The organism is Burkholderia sp. AcTa6-5, assembly GCF_017815075.1.
Classification (GTDB): Bacteria; Pseudomonadota; Gammaproteobacteria; order Burkholderiales; family Burkholderiaceae; genus Burkholderia; species Burkholderia sola.
On the sequence record NZ_JAGIQE010000013.1, the window covers coordinates 47,393 to 61,238 of the forward strand.

At 67.1% G+C, this 13,846-nt stretch carries 11 protein-coding genes; 5 read left to right on the top strand and 6 right to left on the bottom strand.

What is annotated here, in order from left to right:
- Window positions 1-9: 9 nt before the first annotated feature.
- Complete coding sequence (locus J8I33_RS18550) at window positions 10-900, bottom strand: LysR substrate-binding domain-containing protein (RefSeq protein ID WP_124679234.1); 891 nt, start codon at window positions 898-900, stop codon at window positions 10-12.
- Window positions 901-1,053: 153 nt separating this feature from the next.
- Between J8I33_RS18550 and J8I33_RS18555 the strand changes: the two genes are divergently transcribed.
- On the top strand, window positions 1,054-4,101 hold the full coding sequence (locus J8I33_RS18555; RefSeq protein WP_209938539.1) for an FAD-binding and (Fe-S)-binding domain-containing protein: 3,048 nt from the start codon (window positions 1,054-1,056) through the stop codon (window positions 4,099-4,101).
- 95 nt (window positions 4,102-4,196) lie between these two features.
- Here the strand turns inward: J8I33_RS18555 and J8I33_RS18560 are convergent, their stop codons facing one another.
- The 3 genes from J8I33_RS18560 to J8I33_RS18570 form a co-directional block, all read right to left on the bottom strand.
- On the bottom strand, window positions 4,197-4,499 hold the full coding sequence (locus tag J8I33_RS18560) for a hypothetical protein (RefSeq protein WP_050015635.1): 303 nt from the start codon (window positions 4,497-4,499) through the stop codon (window positions 4,197-4,199).
- 87 nt (window positions 4,500-4,586) lie between these two features.
- Window positions 4,587-5,741, bottom strand: a complete 1,155-nt coding sequence (locus J8I33_RS18565) for a branched-chain amino acid ABC transporter substrate-binding protein (RefSeq protein WP_050015633.1) — start codon at window positions 5,739-5,741, stop codon at window positions 4,587-4,589.
- Between the two features lie 570 nt (window positions 5,742-6,311).
- The gene (locus tag J8I33_RS18570; RefSeq protein WP_124555163.1) at window positions 6,312-7,211 is read right to left on the bottom strand and encodes an EamA family transporter; all 900 of its coding nucleotides are present in this window, start codon (window positions 7,209-7,211) and stop codon (window positions 6,312-6,314) included.
- A 57-nt stretch (window positions 7,212-7,268) separates the two neighbouring features.
- Here J8I33_RS18570 and J8I33_RS18575 point away from each other — a divergent pair, with 57 nt between their 5' ends.
- The 3 genes from J8I33_RS18575 to J8I33_RS18585 all read left to right on the top strand — a co-directional run bounded on the left by J8I33_RS18575 (window position 7,269) and on the right by J8I33_RS18585 (window position 9,642).
- Window positions 7,269-8,231, top strand: a complete 963-nt coding sequence (locus J8I33_RS18575) for a LysR substrate-binding domain-containing protein (protein WP_050015630.1) — start codon at window positions 7,269-7,271, stop codon at window positions 8,229-8,231.
- Between the two features lie 220 nt (window positions 8,232-8,451).
- Window positions 8,452-9,117, top strand: a complete 666-nt coding sequence (locus tag J8I33_RS18580; RefSeq protein ID WP_050015628.1) for a hypothetical protein — start codon at window positions 8,452-8,454, stop codon at window positions 9,115-9,117.
- Between the two features lie 60 nt (window positions 9,118-9,177).
- Entirely contained in the window at window positions 9,178-9,642 is a 465-nt protein-coding gene (locus J8I33_RS18585; RefSeq protein WP_209938541.1) for a sodium:proline symporter, read from the top strand.
- An 80-nt stretch (window positions 9,643-9,722) separates the two neighbouring features.
- Here the strand turns inward: J8I33_RS18585 and J8I33_RS18590 are convergent, their stop codons facing one another.
- Both J8I33_RS18590 and J8I33_RS18595 read right to left on the bottom strand, forming a co-directional pair.
- Complete coding sequence (locus J8I33_RS18590) at window positions 9,723-10,895, bottom strand: porin (protein ID WP_209924178.1); 1,173 nt, start codon at window positions 10,893-10,895, stop codon at window positions 9,723-9,725.
- A 175-nt stretch (window positions 10,896-11,070) separates the two neighbouring features.
- Entirely contained in the window at window positions 11,071-12,924 is a 1,854-nt protein-coding gene (locus J8I33_RS18595; protein WP_209924179.1) for an ABC transporter ATP-binding protein, read from the bottom strand.
- 288 nt (window positions 12,925-13,212) lie between these two features.
- Here J8I33_RS18595 and J8I33_RS18600 point away from each other — a divergent pair, with 288 nt between their 5' ends.
- Window positions 13,213-13,779, top strand: coding sequence for a TetR/AcrR family transcriptional regulator (locus J8I33_RS18600; protein WP_209924180.1), 567 nt, complete (start codon window positions 13,213-13,215; stop codon window positions 13,777-13,779).
- Window positions 13,780-13,846: the final 67 nt, after the last annotated feature.

The window sequence follows — 13,846 nt, forward strand, 5'->3', positions numbered from 1 at the left end:
GGCAGCGCGTCAGCACGACGCCAGCAGCCATTCCCGGAAGGCGACCAGCGACGGCAGCGTGTCGTTGCCCGGCGGGTAGACGAGGTAATAGCTGCGCTGGCTGGTAATCGCGTCGCCGATCGACACGAGCTCGCCGCGGCTCAATTCGTCCTCCACGAGCACCTTCGGCACCAGCCCGATCCCCATTCCCGCGCGCACGGCCTGGATCAGGTGCGACGTCAGCTCGAAGCTCGGGCCGACGCGCATCTGGCGATGATCGAGCCGATAGTGCGAGAACCACTCGGCCCAGGCCTGCTGATTGCTCGTCACGCCCAGCAGCGTCTGCTTCGCGGCCCAGGCCGGCGTGCGCGCGTCGGCCTTGCGGCCGCGGCCCGTGTCGGGCGGCGCGATCGCGACCAGGAACTCGTTGTACAGCCGGTGCGCGTGCAGGCCCGGCCAGTCGCCCGCGCCGACGGTGATCGCCGCATCGAGATCGTCGTTGAGGAAATCGATCGCGCCGATCCGTGAATGCAGGTGCACGGTCACGCCCGGATGCGCGGCGTAGAAGCCGTGCAGGTGCGGCAGCAGCCATTTCGAGCCGAAGGTCGGCAGCGTGGCCAGCCGCAGCGAGCCGGCGCCCGCCTGATGCGACATCGCCTGCAGCGTCGCGCCGCGAATGCGCCCGAGCGCGCCGCTCAGCTCGGCGAAGTAGCGGCGGCCGACTTCGGTCAGCTTGACCGAGCGGCCCTCGCGCCGGAACAGCGGCACGCCGAGTTGATCCTCGAGCGTCTGCACTTGCCGGCTGATCGCGCTCTGGCTCAGCGACAGCTCGTCGGCCGCGCGCGTGTAGCTTTCATGCCGCGCGGCGGCCTCGAATACGAGCAGCAGCGACATCGACGGGGTGAGGCGACGGTAATTCATGAGTTTTATGCAAGTTTCGCGGGGCGAGAATTCGTTTGTTTCTGGTGGAATATCCAAAGATACTGGAATTCCCGGTTGTGCGGAAACTTGCCAAAAAATCATGTTTTGGCGTGCGCGAACCGGCTGGCTCCACCTACATTGCGCTTTTGCCCCATGTCGATCGCCCCGTTGCCCCGTCCCGTCAGCCCGTCCGCGAACGTTTACCGCGATTTTCTCGCCGCGCTGCAGGCGGCCGGCTTCGCCGGCGAAATCCATGCGGACCACGCGAACCGGACCGTGCAGGCCACCGACAACTCGATCTACCAGCGCCTGCCGCAGGCAGTGGTCTGCCCCGCGCATGCGGAAGATGTCCAACTGCTGGCCCGGCTGCTGGCCGAGCCCGCGCATCGTGACGTCGCGGTGGCCGCGCGCGGCGGCGGCACCGGCACCAACGGGCAGTCGCTGACCGACGGCATCGTCGTCGATCTGTCGCGCAACATGAACCGGATCCTCGAAATCAGCGCCGAAGAGCGGTGGGCGCGCGTGCAGGCCGGTGTCGTCAAGGATCAGCTGAATGCCGCGCTGAAGCCGTACGGGCTCTTCTTCGCGCCGGAGCTGTCGACGTCGAACCGCGCGACCGTCGGCGGGATGATCAACACCGACGCGAGCGGACAGGGCAGCTGCACGTACGGCAAGACGCGCGACCACGTGCTCGAACTCGATGTCGTGCTGATGGGCGGCGAGCGGCTGCACAGCGACGCGCTCGACGATGAGGAACTGGAACGCCGCTGCGCGCGGCAGGACCGCGTCGGCAAGGTGTATCGCACCGCGCGGCGCATCAGCGACGACAAGGCCGCGCTGATCGACGCGAAATTTCCGAAGCTCAACCGCTGCCTGACCGGCTATGACCTCGCGCACCTGCGCGAAGCGGACGGCCGCTTCAACCTGAACAGCGTGCTGTGCGGCGCGGAAGGCTCGCTCGGCTTCGTCGTCGAGGCGAAGCTCAACGTGCTGCCGATCCCGAAGTTTTCGGTGCTGGTCAACGTGCGTTACGCGGGCTTCATGGACGCGCTGCGCGACGCACGCGCGCTGCTCGAACTCAAGCCGCTGTCGATCGAGACGGTCGACTCGAAGGTGCTGATGCTCGCGATGAAAGACTTCGTGTGGAGCAGCGTGGCCGAGTATTTCCCGCAGGACGACGCGCGTCCGACGCTCGGCATCAACCTGATCGAATTCAGCGGCGACGACGAACACGACGTCGATGCACGCGTGCGCGCGTTCGTCGAGCATTTGCGCACCGATACGAGCGTCGAGCGTCTCGGCCATACGCTCGCGACCGGCGACGATGCGGTCAAGCGCGTGTATGCGATGCGCAAGCGTGCGGTCGGGCTACTCGGCAACGTGCAGGGCGAGGCGCGTCCGCAGCCGTTCGTCGAGGACACCGCGGTGCCGCCCGAGAACCTCGCCGCGTACATCGGCGAATTCCGCGCGCTGCTCGACGGCCACGGGCTGCAGTACGGGATGTTCGGCCACGTCGACGCGGGCGTGCTGCACGTGCGTCCGGCGCTCGACATGAAGGACCCGAAGCAGGCGGCACTGGTGCGGCCGGTGTCGGACGCGGTGGCCGAACTCACGCAGCGCCATGGTGGCCTTTTATGGGGCGAGCATGGCAAGGGCGTGCGTTCCGAATATGCGCCGGCGTTTTTCGGCGAGCTGTATCCGTCGCTGCAGCAACTGAAGGCCGCGTTCGATCCGCACAACCAGTTCAACCCGGGCAAGATCGCGACGCCGCCGGATTCGACGCTGCGGCTGCTGAAGATCGACGAGGTGCCGACGCGCGGCGACCACGACCGGCAGATCGACGAGCGCGTGTGGCAGAGCTACGGCACCGCGATGCATTGCAACGGCAACGGCGCGTGCTACAACTTCGATCCGGACGACGCGATGTGCCCGTCGTGGAAGGCGACGCGCGAACGCGTGCAGTCGCCGAAGGGGCGCGCGTCGCTGATGCGCGAATGGTTGCGTCTGCAAGGACAGGCCGGCGTCGACGTCGTCGCGGCGGGGCGCAAACGTCAGCCGTGGCTGCGCGGGCTGGCCGAGCGCTGGCGCAACAGCCGCCACGCGCGTCATGGCGACGCCGATTTCTCGCACGAGGTGTACGACGCGATGGCCGGCTGCCTCGCATGCAAGTCGTGCGCCGGGCAGTGCCCGGTCAAGGTGAACGTGCCCGAGTTCCGCTCGCGCTTTCTCGAGCTGTATCACCAGCGTTATCTGCGGCCGTTGCGCGACTACCTGATCGGTTCGCTCGAATTCACGATGCCGTGGATGGCGCGCGTGCCCATGCTGTACAACGGGCTGATGGGCGCCGGCTGGGTGCGGACGCTGCTCGAGCGCCACGTCGGCATGGTCGACAGCCCGCTGCTGAGCCGCTTCGATCTCGCAGCCGTGATCCGCTCATGGAACGTGAAGCCGGCCGATCCGCACGCGCTGGCCGCGCTGAGCGATGCGCAGCGCGTGTGCAGCGTCGTCATCGTGCAGGACACGTTCACGCGCTATTTCGATACCGAGCAACTGGCGACGCTGATCGAGCTGGCGGCGCGCCTGGGCTTTCAGGTGTGGCTCGCGCCGCTCGGGCCGAACGGCAAGGCGCTGCACGTGCAGGGCTTTCTTCGCGCATTCGAACAGGCCGCGATCCGCAACGCGACGCAACTTGCGGCGCTGGCGCGCTCGGGTGTCGCGCTGGTCGGCCTCGATCCGGCAATGACGCTCACGTATCGGCAGGAATACCTGAAGGTGACGGGGCTCGCCGACGTACCGAAGGTCGCGCTGCCGCAGGAATGGCTGCTGGATGTGCTGCCCGAAGCCGGTGCGGGCGGGCCGACGGTTTCATATCGGTTGCTGCCGCACTGCACCGAGAAAACCAATGCGCCGGACAGCGGCAAGCAATGGACGCAGGTGTTCGCGCGTCGCGGGCTGCGCTTGCAGGTTCAGGCGGCCGGGTGCTGCGGGATGTCGGGCACGTACGGACACGAGGCGCGCAATCTCGCGACGTCGAAGACGATCTATGCGCAGTCGTGGGCCGCGCACGTCGACGGGATGGAGCAGGAAGGCGAGGCGCTGGCGACCGGGTATTCGTGTCGCAGCCAGGTGAAGCGCCTGTCGTCGAAGCAACTGCGCCATCCGTTGCAGGCGCTGCTCGATCACGTGCGGGCGGTGGGGTGACGACAGGGCGGTGCGGGACGCACGGCCGGTAACGGGGCGTCGATCGCGTGTCGAGCGGCCGTCCCCGTGCCGCTGTCGACCTTCGCCGGCGCGGGTCAGGCGTCGGCTTTCGCCGCTTTCCGCGCCCGCGGTTTTTCGGCCGCGGGAAACACGCCGACGCCGCGCGGCCGTTTCGGCTCGATCCGCATTTGCCGGATCACGCGCCGGAAGTCGATTTCGTGCGCGGCCAGCGTGCCGATCAGTTTCGCGATGACCGCGAGGTGGGAAGGGACGGTGCCCTTGCTCGAATAGTTGGTGATCGAACTTTCGTTCATCCGGATCAGCCGGGCGAACTCGCGCGCCGTCAACTGCGCCTTCTTCAACTCCTGTTGGAATTCCGCATACGCCATTGCACACATGATGCTTCGTCTCCGTGAATCAGCATTCGGCCCGCGCGGCGCCGGCGCCGACGAGTGGCGTTCCCGTCGTGCCGGCGCCGCGTCGGGTTACATCTTCACCTGGTCGAGGAAGGTCTTCTTGCCGCTCTTGTAGCCGTAGATCGAGATGATCCCGTGCGTCAGGTCGCCCTTCGCGTCGAACGTCGTCGTGCCGATCACGCCGTCGTATTTCGTCGCCGGCATCGCCGCGAGGATCTTCGCCGGGTCGGTGGAGTTCGCGCGCTTCATCGCGTCGACCGCGATGTAGACCGCGTCATACGCGAACGGCGCATCGAACTTGATGCCCTGGTTGAAACGCTTCTGGTACTTCGCGAGGAAGTCCGCGCCGCCCGGCATCTTCTCGAGCGCAGCGCCTGCCTGCGAGCACAGCACGTTGTCGGCCGCCGGGCCGGCCAGCTGGGCCAGCGAGTCGGTGCACACGCCGTCGCCGGACAGGATCTTCGCGCGCAGGCCGAGCTGTTTCGCCTGCTTCGCGAGCGGGCCGCCGGTCGCGTCCATGCCGCCGTACATGATCGCGTCGGGGTTCTCGCCCTTGATCTTCGTCAGGATCGCGCGGAAGTCGACCGCCTTGTCGTTGGTCGCGTCGTGCGACAGCACCTTCAGGCCGAGCGCCTTCGCCTTCTTCTCGAACTCGTTCGCGAGGCCTTGGCCGTACGCGGTCGAATCGTCGATCACCGCGACGCTCTTCACGCCCTTCGCCTGCGCATAGCTCGCGAGCGCCGGCCCCTGCTGCGCATCGGTCGCGACCACGCGGTAGGTCGTCTTGAAGCCCTGCTGCGTGTAGGTCGGGTTCGTGGCCGACGGCGAGATCTGCACGATGCCCGCGTCGCTGTAGATCTTCGACGCCGGAATCGACGTGCCCGAGTTCAGGTGGCCGATGACGGCGACGACCTTGTCGTCGACGAGCTTCTGCGCCACCTGCGTCGCCTGGCGCGGATCGGCCGCGTCGTCCTGCGCGTCGAGCTGCAGCGTGATCTTCTTGCCGCCGATCGTCAGGCCCTTCGCATTGATTTCCTCGACCGCGAGGCGCGCGCCGTTTTCATTGTCCTTGCCGAGGTGCGAAATGCCACCCGTCGTCGGTTCGACGCTGCCGATCTTCACGACCTGGTCGGCCATCGCGCTCGACGCGGCCGCGAACGCGGCGGCAGCCAGTGCAACGGTGATCAGGGGTTTGCAGCGCATGCCGACAGTGCTTCGTTCCATCTGCCATCTCCGAATTGAATGTCTTTCTATTGACGTCTCGACCGGCCGGCCAGGGGCCGGGGCGATCGGACGGTTTTCGCTACCCGTCATGGGCGTCGCTTGCATGGCGTCGGGCCGGGTGACCTGCCGCCCGGCCGAGGGAGCGAGCGCCTGACGCCATGCAATTCGTATGAATATATCGGAACCCGCTTCCGTGTGCTGCGGCGCGCCGCGGCGGCCCGCGGATTGCGGTTCGCTGTCGTGGGCCTTACGGCTGCATCCATTATTCGACCGGTCGCCACGGCGAAGCCATGGACACTGATGGGCGGTCAATCCGGAACTGTTCGGTCGATTTGTCTGCACAGTTTGGTCGGTTGCGCATCGCGTAGCCGGTTTCATGGTCGCGCTTCGTCCAGCGTGATTGCCGCCGCAATGCAACTAACGGTCAAGTTCGGTGGCGCCCGCGAATGGGTGCCGATTGCACGGGCCGAACCGCGCATCCGGATCGACAAAGCCCGGGGCGTTTTTGGGGCCGGCGTCGCTTCTACATTCGGATCGTCGCGGCGGCCACGCAATTCGCTGCACGTCACGCTACGACCGCCCGCGCAACGCGACGACGACCACCCCCGCGATCGCCAGCAGGCCGCCGCACGCCGTCGCGATGCCGGGCCGCTCGCCCGTCAGCACCACCGACAGCAGCGTCGCGACCGCCGGCGTCAAATAGAGAAAGCTGGCCGCGCGCGCCGCGCCGAAGTAGCCGAGCGCGAAGGTCCAGGTCGCGTAACCGAGCGCGGCGGGAAAGACGCCGAGTACGACGACGGCCCACGCCGTGTCGCGCGACCCGCCGCCGAGCGACACGAGCGCGCCGGGCAGCCACGGCGCGAGCAGCACCGCGCCGGCCAGCAGCGTGTACGCGGTGCACGGCAGCGCGCCGTACACGGGAATCAGCCGCCGCTGCAACACGAAATAGCTGGCCGAACACAGCGCCGCGCCGAGGATCAGCGTGCTCCCCGAGCCGAGCACGAGGCCGCCGGGCTGCCCTTGTGCGATCACCGCGATGCCGGCCAGGCTGATCAGCGACCCGAGCCAGCCCCAGCGATTGAAGCGCTCGCGCAGAAACACGGCGGCCAGCAACGCGGTGAAGATCGGCAGCGTGTTCACGATGAAGCTCGCCGCGCCGGCCGACACGGTCTGTTCGCCGGTATTGAGCAGCGCGTTGTAGAGTGCGATGCCGAGCAGGCCGCACGCGAGAAAGCGCCACGCGTCGGCTTTCGTCGGCAGCGGCGGCCGTCGCCATGCGAGCCACGCGATCACGAGCAACGCGGCGGTCGCGAAGCGCGCGGCCGCGAGCTGCAGCGGCGCGAGGCCGTGCAGGCCGATCCGGATGAACGGGAACGCGGACGCCCACGAGACGATCGTGAACGCGACCGCCGCTGCCGCGATGAGCGGTTGTCGCGCGCCGCGCGACGTCGGTGACGAAAGTGTATTCATGAAGCCATGGTGCGGCGTCGCGAGATGCTAAGCTAGCGCACAGATCAACACCCGGATATGAATATGGCTCACAGCTCGGGGGCACGGCGGGCCGACGGTCCGGCGCCGGTGCGCCCGGTGGCCGCCGCGCCGATGCCGGCCCCGCGGCCGCCGCTCGCGAGCCTCGAGACGGTCTGCACGGTAGCGCGCGAAGGTTCGTTTCTCGCGGCCGCCGACGTCTCCGGCGTCACGCACGGCGCGATCAGCCGACGGGTGGCCGCCGTGGAAAACTGGCTCGGGATGGCGCTGTTCGAACGGCATGCGCGCGGCGTGCGCCTGACGCCGGACGGGCAGCGCTTCGTCGGCCGGATCGAGCAGGCGTTTGCGATCATCGACAGCGCGGCCGATCAGTGGCGCTCGCCGCGCACGCCGCGGCTGGTCCGGATGAGCGTGGTGCCCGCGTTCGCGCAGCTGTGGCTGCTGGAGCGGCAGCAGATGCTCGAGCGTGAAGCGCCCGCGTTGCGCATCGAGCTCGGTATCGAGCTGCGCAACGTGGATATCGCCGGCGGTGAAGCGGATCTGTCGATCCGGTACGGGCGCGGCAACTGGCGTCGGCTCGACACCCGGCCGTTCATGCCGGAACGGCTGTATCCGGTCGCCCATCCGCGGCTCGCCGCGCAACTGGCCAGGATGCGCCGCGCAACGGGCGACGCCGCGCTGCTCGACATGCCGTTGCTGCACGATTCCGACGTGACCGGCTGGCGCACGTGGTTCGACGCGCTCGGCATTCCGTTCAAGCCGCGTGCGCAGGATCGCCGGTTCGAGGATTACAACCTCGTGCTCGCGGCGGCCGAAGCGGGGCTGGGCGTGGCGCTTGCGCGAACGCCGCTTGCGGATGCGTATCTGCAGCGCAGTGCGCTCGTGCGCGTGAGCCGCCACGAGGTCGATTCGCTGCTCAGCTATCACTTCGTGCATGCGAAGGGCGAGAGTCGGCCGGAGGTGCTCGCGTTGATGGAGCGGATGGTGAAGGCGCTGCGGTAGCGCGCACCCGGCGGTTCGCGCAGGCGACCGCTTCGGCACGCACGTCACGCGTATGGCGGGCCGCCTGTCACGTTCGCTCGGCCGCGGCCGCCGAATCGTTACAATGCAGCCGCGGAATACGGCGAGATCGCCGCAGTGAAGCGGAATCGAGCCTTTGCCCGACGGCAGGGCAATCACCAACCATGACAGTACGGGTTCAAATTTGCACAAAAGGGAACCGATGAATAGACCAGACAAATCGTCGAAAGCGCGTGCGGCGCTGGATCAACTTTTTTCCGGCCTGGCGCCCACGGACGCGAAGCGCGAATCGCCGCGTCCGGGCAATCCGTTCGCAACGGACGACGAGGTGTCGAGCGCATCCGGCGGTCGCGGCGGGGTGGAAGTCACGCTGTCGACCCGCATCCAGCTGCGCGGTTATCCGAGCGCCGACGCGTTCATGAAGCGCATGGCCGAAGCGTGGGGCCTCGAGTGGGGTGCGTACGACAGCGTCCGCGCGGTGGCGACGCTGCCGGCCGGATGGCGCTCGCGCCGGCTGCCGGAAGTCACGCAGATCGTCGACGAACGCGACGTGCTGCGCGCCGAGAGCAGCCTGCAGGGTGGCGAGATGTCGTATCTGAAGGTGCATCCGCGCTACTACATCGATGCGCGCAAGCGTTTCGGCTGGAGCAAGTCGTCGAAGGCATCCGACGATCCGGATCTCGACGGCCCCGACTGGAACTGCTTCGTGATCGATCGGGAAAAGTCCGTCGAAGTGCACGAACTGACGACGTCGTCGTTGAAGGCCGACATGGACAATGCCCGCGCGACGCTGTTGAAATGGCTGGACGAGCACTATCCGAAACATCGCGACCCGTTTGCGTACTGGTCGGACTGCGAAGGGGCGTAGTACGCCGGTTTGCACGGCGGTTCGCTTGATGCATCGATCGGGCCGCCATGAGGACGAGCATTGAAGCAAGCGCGTGTGGTGTCGATTCTCTGGGCAGCGGTTGGCGCGGCGGTCGGATCGACCGTCATCGAATTGCTGCTCTGGGCAATCGCCGGCGATGACGCCATCCAGAATCTGTTCCGCGACGCGCGCCTCACGACCGCGATCGTGATGGGGCGAAGCGTGCTCGGGCCGTCCGGCGGCTTCGATCCGCTGGTGATGGGCGTGGCGACGCTCGTGCATGCGATGCTTTCGCTCGTCTATGCGGCCGTGCTGGCACGGCTGGTCCGCAGTCTGTCGTGCGTGGCCGCGCTGTTCGCGGGCGGCGCGTTCGGGCTGCTCCTGTACGGCGTGAACCTGTACGGGTTCACGGCGATCTTTCCGTGGTTCATCCCGGTTCGCGGCGCGATCACGCTGATCGCTCATCTGGTCTTCGGGATCACGGCAGCCGCGGTCTACTATGCGGCCCGACGCGAATCGGCGTAATGGCTTCGAACCTGCTGCGTTGCGGTATGGCGCGCACGGCGGTGCGCGCCTGTCGGAACGATCGTCGTGCGACGCGACGATCAGAACTTGTGGCGGATGCCGACGATCGCGAGTTCCTGCGTATCGGTGCCCGAGTTCACGCCGTACGAGCCGACCGACGCGGCCGCTTTCACGGTCGCCCCGCTCGCGTTGAGCGTGTTGCCGCTCGCTTTCTGATAGCCGAACAGCGCATACAGGTCGGTGCGCTTCGACAGCGCGTAATCCGCGCCGAGGTTGACCTGGTTGTAGTGCGCGGAAGCCGGGCCCGTCAGCGACGTGTAGTTGTAGCCGACGCCCGCGCGCAGCGCCGGCGAGAACTGCCAGTTGAAGAACGCCGAGCCGTTGTTGAACTTCGCGTTCTGGCTGAATGCCGACAGCGTGTCCGCGCCGTACTGCGTGTTCGAATACGCGAGGCCGAAGGTCGCCGGCCCGGCCACGTACTGGCCGGCCACGCGCACGATCTGGATCGACTTCGCACTCGAGAAGCCCTGGTTGATCACGGTGTTGAAGAGCGTGTCCGAGCTGCTCGACCACGTGCGCACGCCGTTCGCGACCGTCGTGCCGCCGTTCGCGTAGAAGAAGCCGGCGCCGAGCGACAGCGGGCCGTTCGCGTAGCTCGCGCCGAAGCTGTACGTGCGGCCGCTGCCGGTCGCGCCGGCGACGCCGCCGAAGCCGTACAGCGCCGCGAACTGGAAGCCGGCGATCAGCGGGCTCGTGTATTTCACCGAGTTGCTGACGCGCAGGCTGTTGTCGTAGTTGTCGAGATCGCCCGGCGTCGCGAACACGCCGCCGAAGTAGTTGTCCTGCGTGAGGCCCTGCACGAGATCGACGACCGGATCGTACTGGCGGCCGAGCGTCACGGTGCCGTACGTGCTGCTTGCGAGGCCGACGACGGCCTTGCGGCCGAATTCGCGCTGGCCCTGGCCGAGCGCGCCGGTGCCGATGTTGAAGCCGTTCTCGAGCTGGAACAGCGCGGACAGGCCGCTGCCGAGATCCTCGATGCCGCGCAGCCCCCAGCGGCTGCCCGACAGGTTGCCGCTGCTGAACTTCACGAGGCTCGACGCGTTGCTGCCGTTCGCGTTTTGCGCGTTGTGGACGTACGCGATGCCCGCGTCGGCGATCCCATACAGCGTGACGCTGCTTTGTGCGTGGGCGCCAGCGGCGAAGAGCGTGGCCGGCAGGGCGAGCAGCGCGAATGACCGGATCTGTTTCATGGTTGGATTCCCCCGTTGGTCGATTGGCCTGACGAATCGGTGAACGATACGGACGGCGTATCGTCGAGGGAACCAATAAATTGTCGGATCGTTATGAGGCGACGCGGCGATGGATGCGCGCGCAACGGATTGACGCGCGGCATGCGGATCGCTCGTGCATCGTCACAGGCAGTCCCTACTCCGCCACGCTTTCCGCGTCCGCCGTCTCGCCGAGGAACCCGCCGCTCTGGTGCGCCCACAGCGCCGCGTAGATGCCGCCCGCCTGCAGCAACTGCTGGTGCGTGCCTTCCTCGACGATGCGCCCTTCGTCGAGCACGATCAGCCGGTCCATCGCGGCGATCGTCGACAGCCGGTGCGCGATCGCGATCACCGTCTTGCCGCTCATCAGCGTGTCGAGGCTGCGCTGGATCGCGACTTCGACCTCGGAATCGAGCGCGCTGGTCGCTTCGTCGAGCACGAGGATCGGCGCATCCTTGAGCATCACGCGCGCGATCGCGACGCGCTGGCGCTGGCCGCCCGACAGCTTCACGCCGCGCTCGCCGACTTCGACGTCGTAGCCGCTGCGGCCGTGGCGGTCGCGCAGCCGGTCGATGAACTCGGCCGCTTCCGCGCGCACGGCCGCGTCCTGCATCTCGCGCTCGGTCGCGTCGGGGCGGCCGTACAGCAGGTTTTCGCGCATCGTCCGGTGCAGCAGCGACGTATCCTGCGTGACCATCCCGATCGCGGCGCGCAGGCTGTCCTGCGTGACGTGCGCGATGTCCTGTCCGTCGATCCGGATCGCGCCGCCGCCCACGTCGTAGAAGCGCAGCAGCAGGTTCACGAGCGTCGATTTGCCGGCGCCCGAGCGGCCGATCAAGCCGATCCGCTCGCCCGGCCGGATCGTCAGGTTCAGCCCGTCGAATACCGCGCGATCGTTGTCCTCGTGCGCGAACTGCACGTTGTCGAACACGATCTCGCCGCGCTGCACCGTAAGCGGCTTCGCATCGGGCGCGTCGACCACGCTGCGCACCTTCGTCAGCGTGTTGATGCCGTCCTGGATCGTGCCGACGTTCTCGAACAGTTCCGTCATTTCCCACATGATCCAGTGCGAGTAGCTCGACAGGCGCAGCGCCATCGCGATCACGGCCGCGACGACGCCCGCGCTCGCCTCGCCGTGCATCCACAGAGACAGCGCGAGCCCGGCCGAGCCGACCAGCAGCAGCGTCGACAGCAGGTGGTTGACGATCTCGAACGCGCTGACGAGCCGCATCTGCGCGTCGCCGGTCGCCTTGAACGCCTCCATCGCGTGGCGCGCGTGGTCGGCTTCCCGCCGCGTATGCGAGAACAGCTTCACGGTCGTGATGTTCGAATACGCGTCGGTGATGCGGCCCGTCATCAGCGCGCGCGCGTCGGCCTGCCGGCTGCCGACCGCGCCGAGGCGCGGCACGAAATACGCGCATGCCGCGCCGTAGCCGAGCGCCCACAGCGCGAGCGGTATCATCAGCCGCCAGTCGAAGCTCGCGGCGAGCACGAGGATGCCGATCAGGTACGCGGTGACGCCGATCACGACGTCGACCGACATGAACAGCGCGTCGCGCACCGCGAGCGCCGTCTGCATGATCTTGGTCGTCACGCGGCCCGCGAACTCGTTCGCGTAGAACGACAGGCTCTGGTCGAGCATCAGCCGGTGAAACAGCCAGCGCAGCCGCATCGGAAAGTTGATCGCGAGTACCTGGTGCTTGACCATCGTATGCAGTGCGATCAGCAGCGCGCTGCCGACGAGAATCGCCGCGAAACCGGCGAGCGTGCCGAAGTGGCGGCCGCCGAATCCGGCCGGCGTCGACGACGACAGCCAGTCGACCACGTGCCCCATCATCGCGAACAACGCGGCTTCGTACGCGGCCAGCGCGGCCGACGTCAATGCGATCAGCAGGATCCAGCCGCGCGCGCCTTTCGTGCACGCCCAGACGAACGAGAAGAATCCCTTCGGCGGCGTGACGGGATCTTCGAGCGGGAAAGTCGGCAGGCGCCGTTCAAACCACGAATACATCGACTTGTTCTCCTTATACGGCCCGACGCGGCGGGCGGGCCGATGATACCGGGCCGGATGCGAGGCGGTCATCGTGTGCCGGCCCATCCGTCCGGGCGATGGACGTCGCGCAGCGCCCGGCCAAGTTTCAAGTGTCGCATCGATTCGATCGTGCTGCAGGCCGGTTGTAAGCCGCGCCGGCCGTGCGAATGGCGCCGGACTTGCGCACCGGGCTCGCGGGAAGGCTCATCGCACGCGTCCCGAAAAAACCGCTTGACTCTCTATCTATGAGTAGATAAAGTTCGATCCATGGAAACGAAACCGACCGTCCGCGAACAGATTCTCGACCACGCGATCACGTTGATGATGCAGCGCGGTTACAACGGCTTCAGCTATCGAGACCTGTCCGACCTGGTTGGCGTGAAGACGTCGAGCATCCACTACTACTTCCCGTTGAAAGACGATCTCGTGCTGGAAGCGGTGGCGGCCTACAGCGACGAAGTCCTCGCGGCCGTGCAGGCGATCGATCCGGCGTTGCCGGCCGACGTGAAGCTGAGCCTGTACACGAAGATGTTCGGCCGCACGCTCGGCGACGGCAATTTGATCTGTCTGTGCGGGATGCTCGCGTCCGACATCGAAACCTTGCCGGAGAACGTGCGGCAGGCCGTGCAGGCGTTCTTCAAGGCCAACGAAAGCTGGCTTGCGGAATTGCTCGCGCAAGGCGCGAAGGAAGGCACGCTGCAGTTCAGCGGCGAGCCGGAAACCGCGGCGCGCACGTTGTATGCGGCGTTCCAGGGCAGCGTGCTGGCCAGCCGGTTGTTTCACACGCGGGCGCGTCTCGAGGACGTCGAGTCCGTCTGGAAAACGCGGTCCTGACGGACGGCGCAAGCAGGGAGGCGGTTCGCCGCCTTTTTATTGAATCTCGTTGTCTATCATGTAGTAG

What these genes read in the sequence shown, in the direction of transcription:
- J8I33_RS18550 (WP_124679234.1), bottom strand. Translation starts at nt 900, where the DNA reads ATGAATTACCGTCGCCTCACCCCGTCGATGTCGCTGCTGCTCGTATTC.
- J8I33_RS18555 (WP_209938539.1), top strand. Translation starts at nt 1,054, where the DNA reads ATGTCGATCGCCCCGTTGCCCCGTCCCGTCAGCCCGTCCGCGAACGTT.
- J8I33_RS18560 (WP_050015635.1), bottom strand. Translation starts at nt 4,499, where the DNA reads ATGTGTGCAATGGCGTATGCGGAATTCCAACAGGAGTTGAAGAAGGCG.
- J8I33_RS18565 (WP_050015633.1), bottom strand. Translation starts at nt 5,741, where the DNA reads ATGGAACGAAGCACTGTCGGCATGCGCTGCAAACCCCTGATCACCGTT.
- J8I33_RS18570 (WP_124555163.1), bottom strand. Translation starts at nt 7,211, where the DNA reads ATGAATACACTTTCGTCACCGACGTCGCGCGGCGCGCGACAACCGCTC.
- J8I33_RS18575 (WP_050015630.1), top strand. Translation starts at nt 7,269, where the DNA reads ATGAATATGGCTCACAGCTCGGGGGCACGGCGGGCCGACGGTCCGGCG.
- J8I33_RS18580 (WP_050015628.1), top strand. Translation starts at nt 8,452, where the DNA reads ATGAATAGACCAGACAAATCGTCGAAAGCGCGTGCGGCGCTGGATCAA.
- J8I33_RS18590 (WP_209924178.1), bottom strand. Translation starts at nt 10,895, where the DNA reads ATGAAACAGATCCGGTCATTCGCGCTGCTCGCCCTGCCGGCCACGCTC.
- J8I33_RS18595 (WP_209924179.1), bottom strand. Translation starts at nt 12,924, where the DNA reads ATGTATTCGTGGTTTGAACGGCGCCTGCCGACTTTCCCGCTCGAAGAT.
- J8I33_RS18600 (WP_209924180.1), top strand. Translation starts at nt 13,213, where the DNA reads ATGGAAACGAAACCGACCGTCCGCGAACAGATTCTCGACCACGCGATC.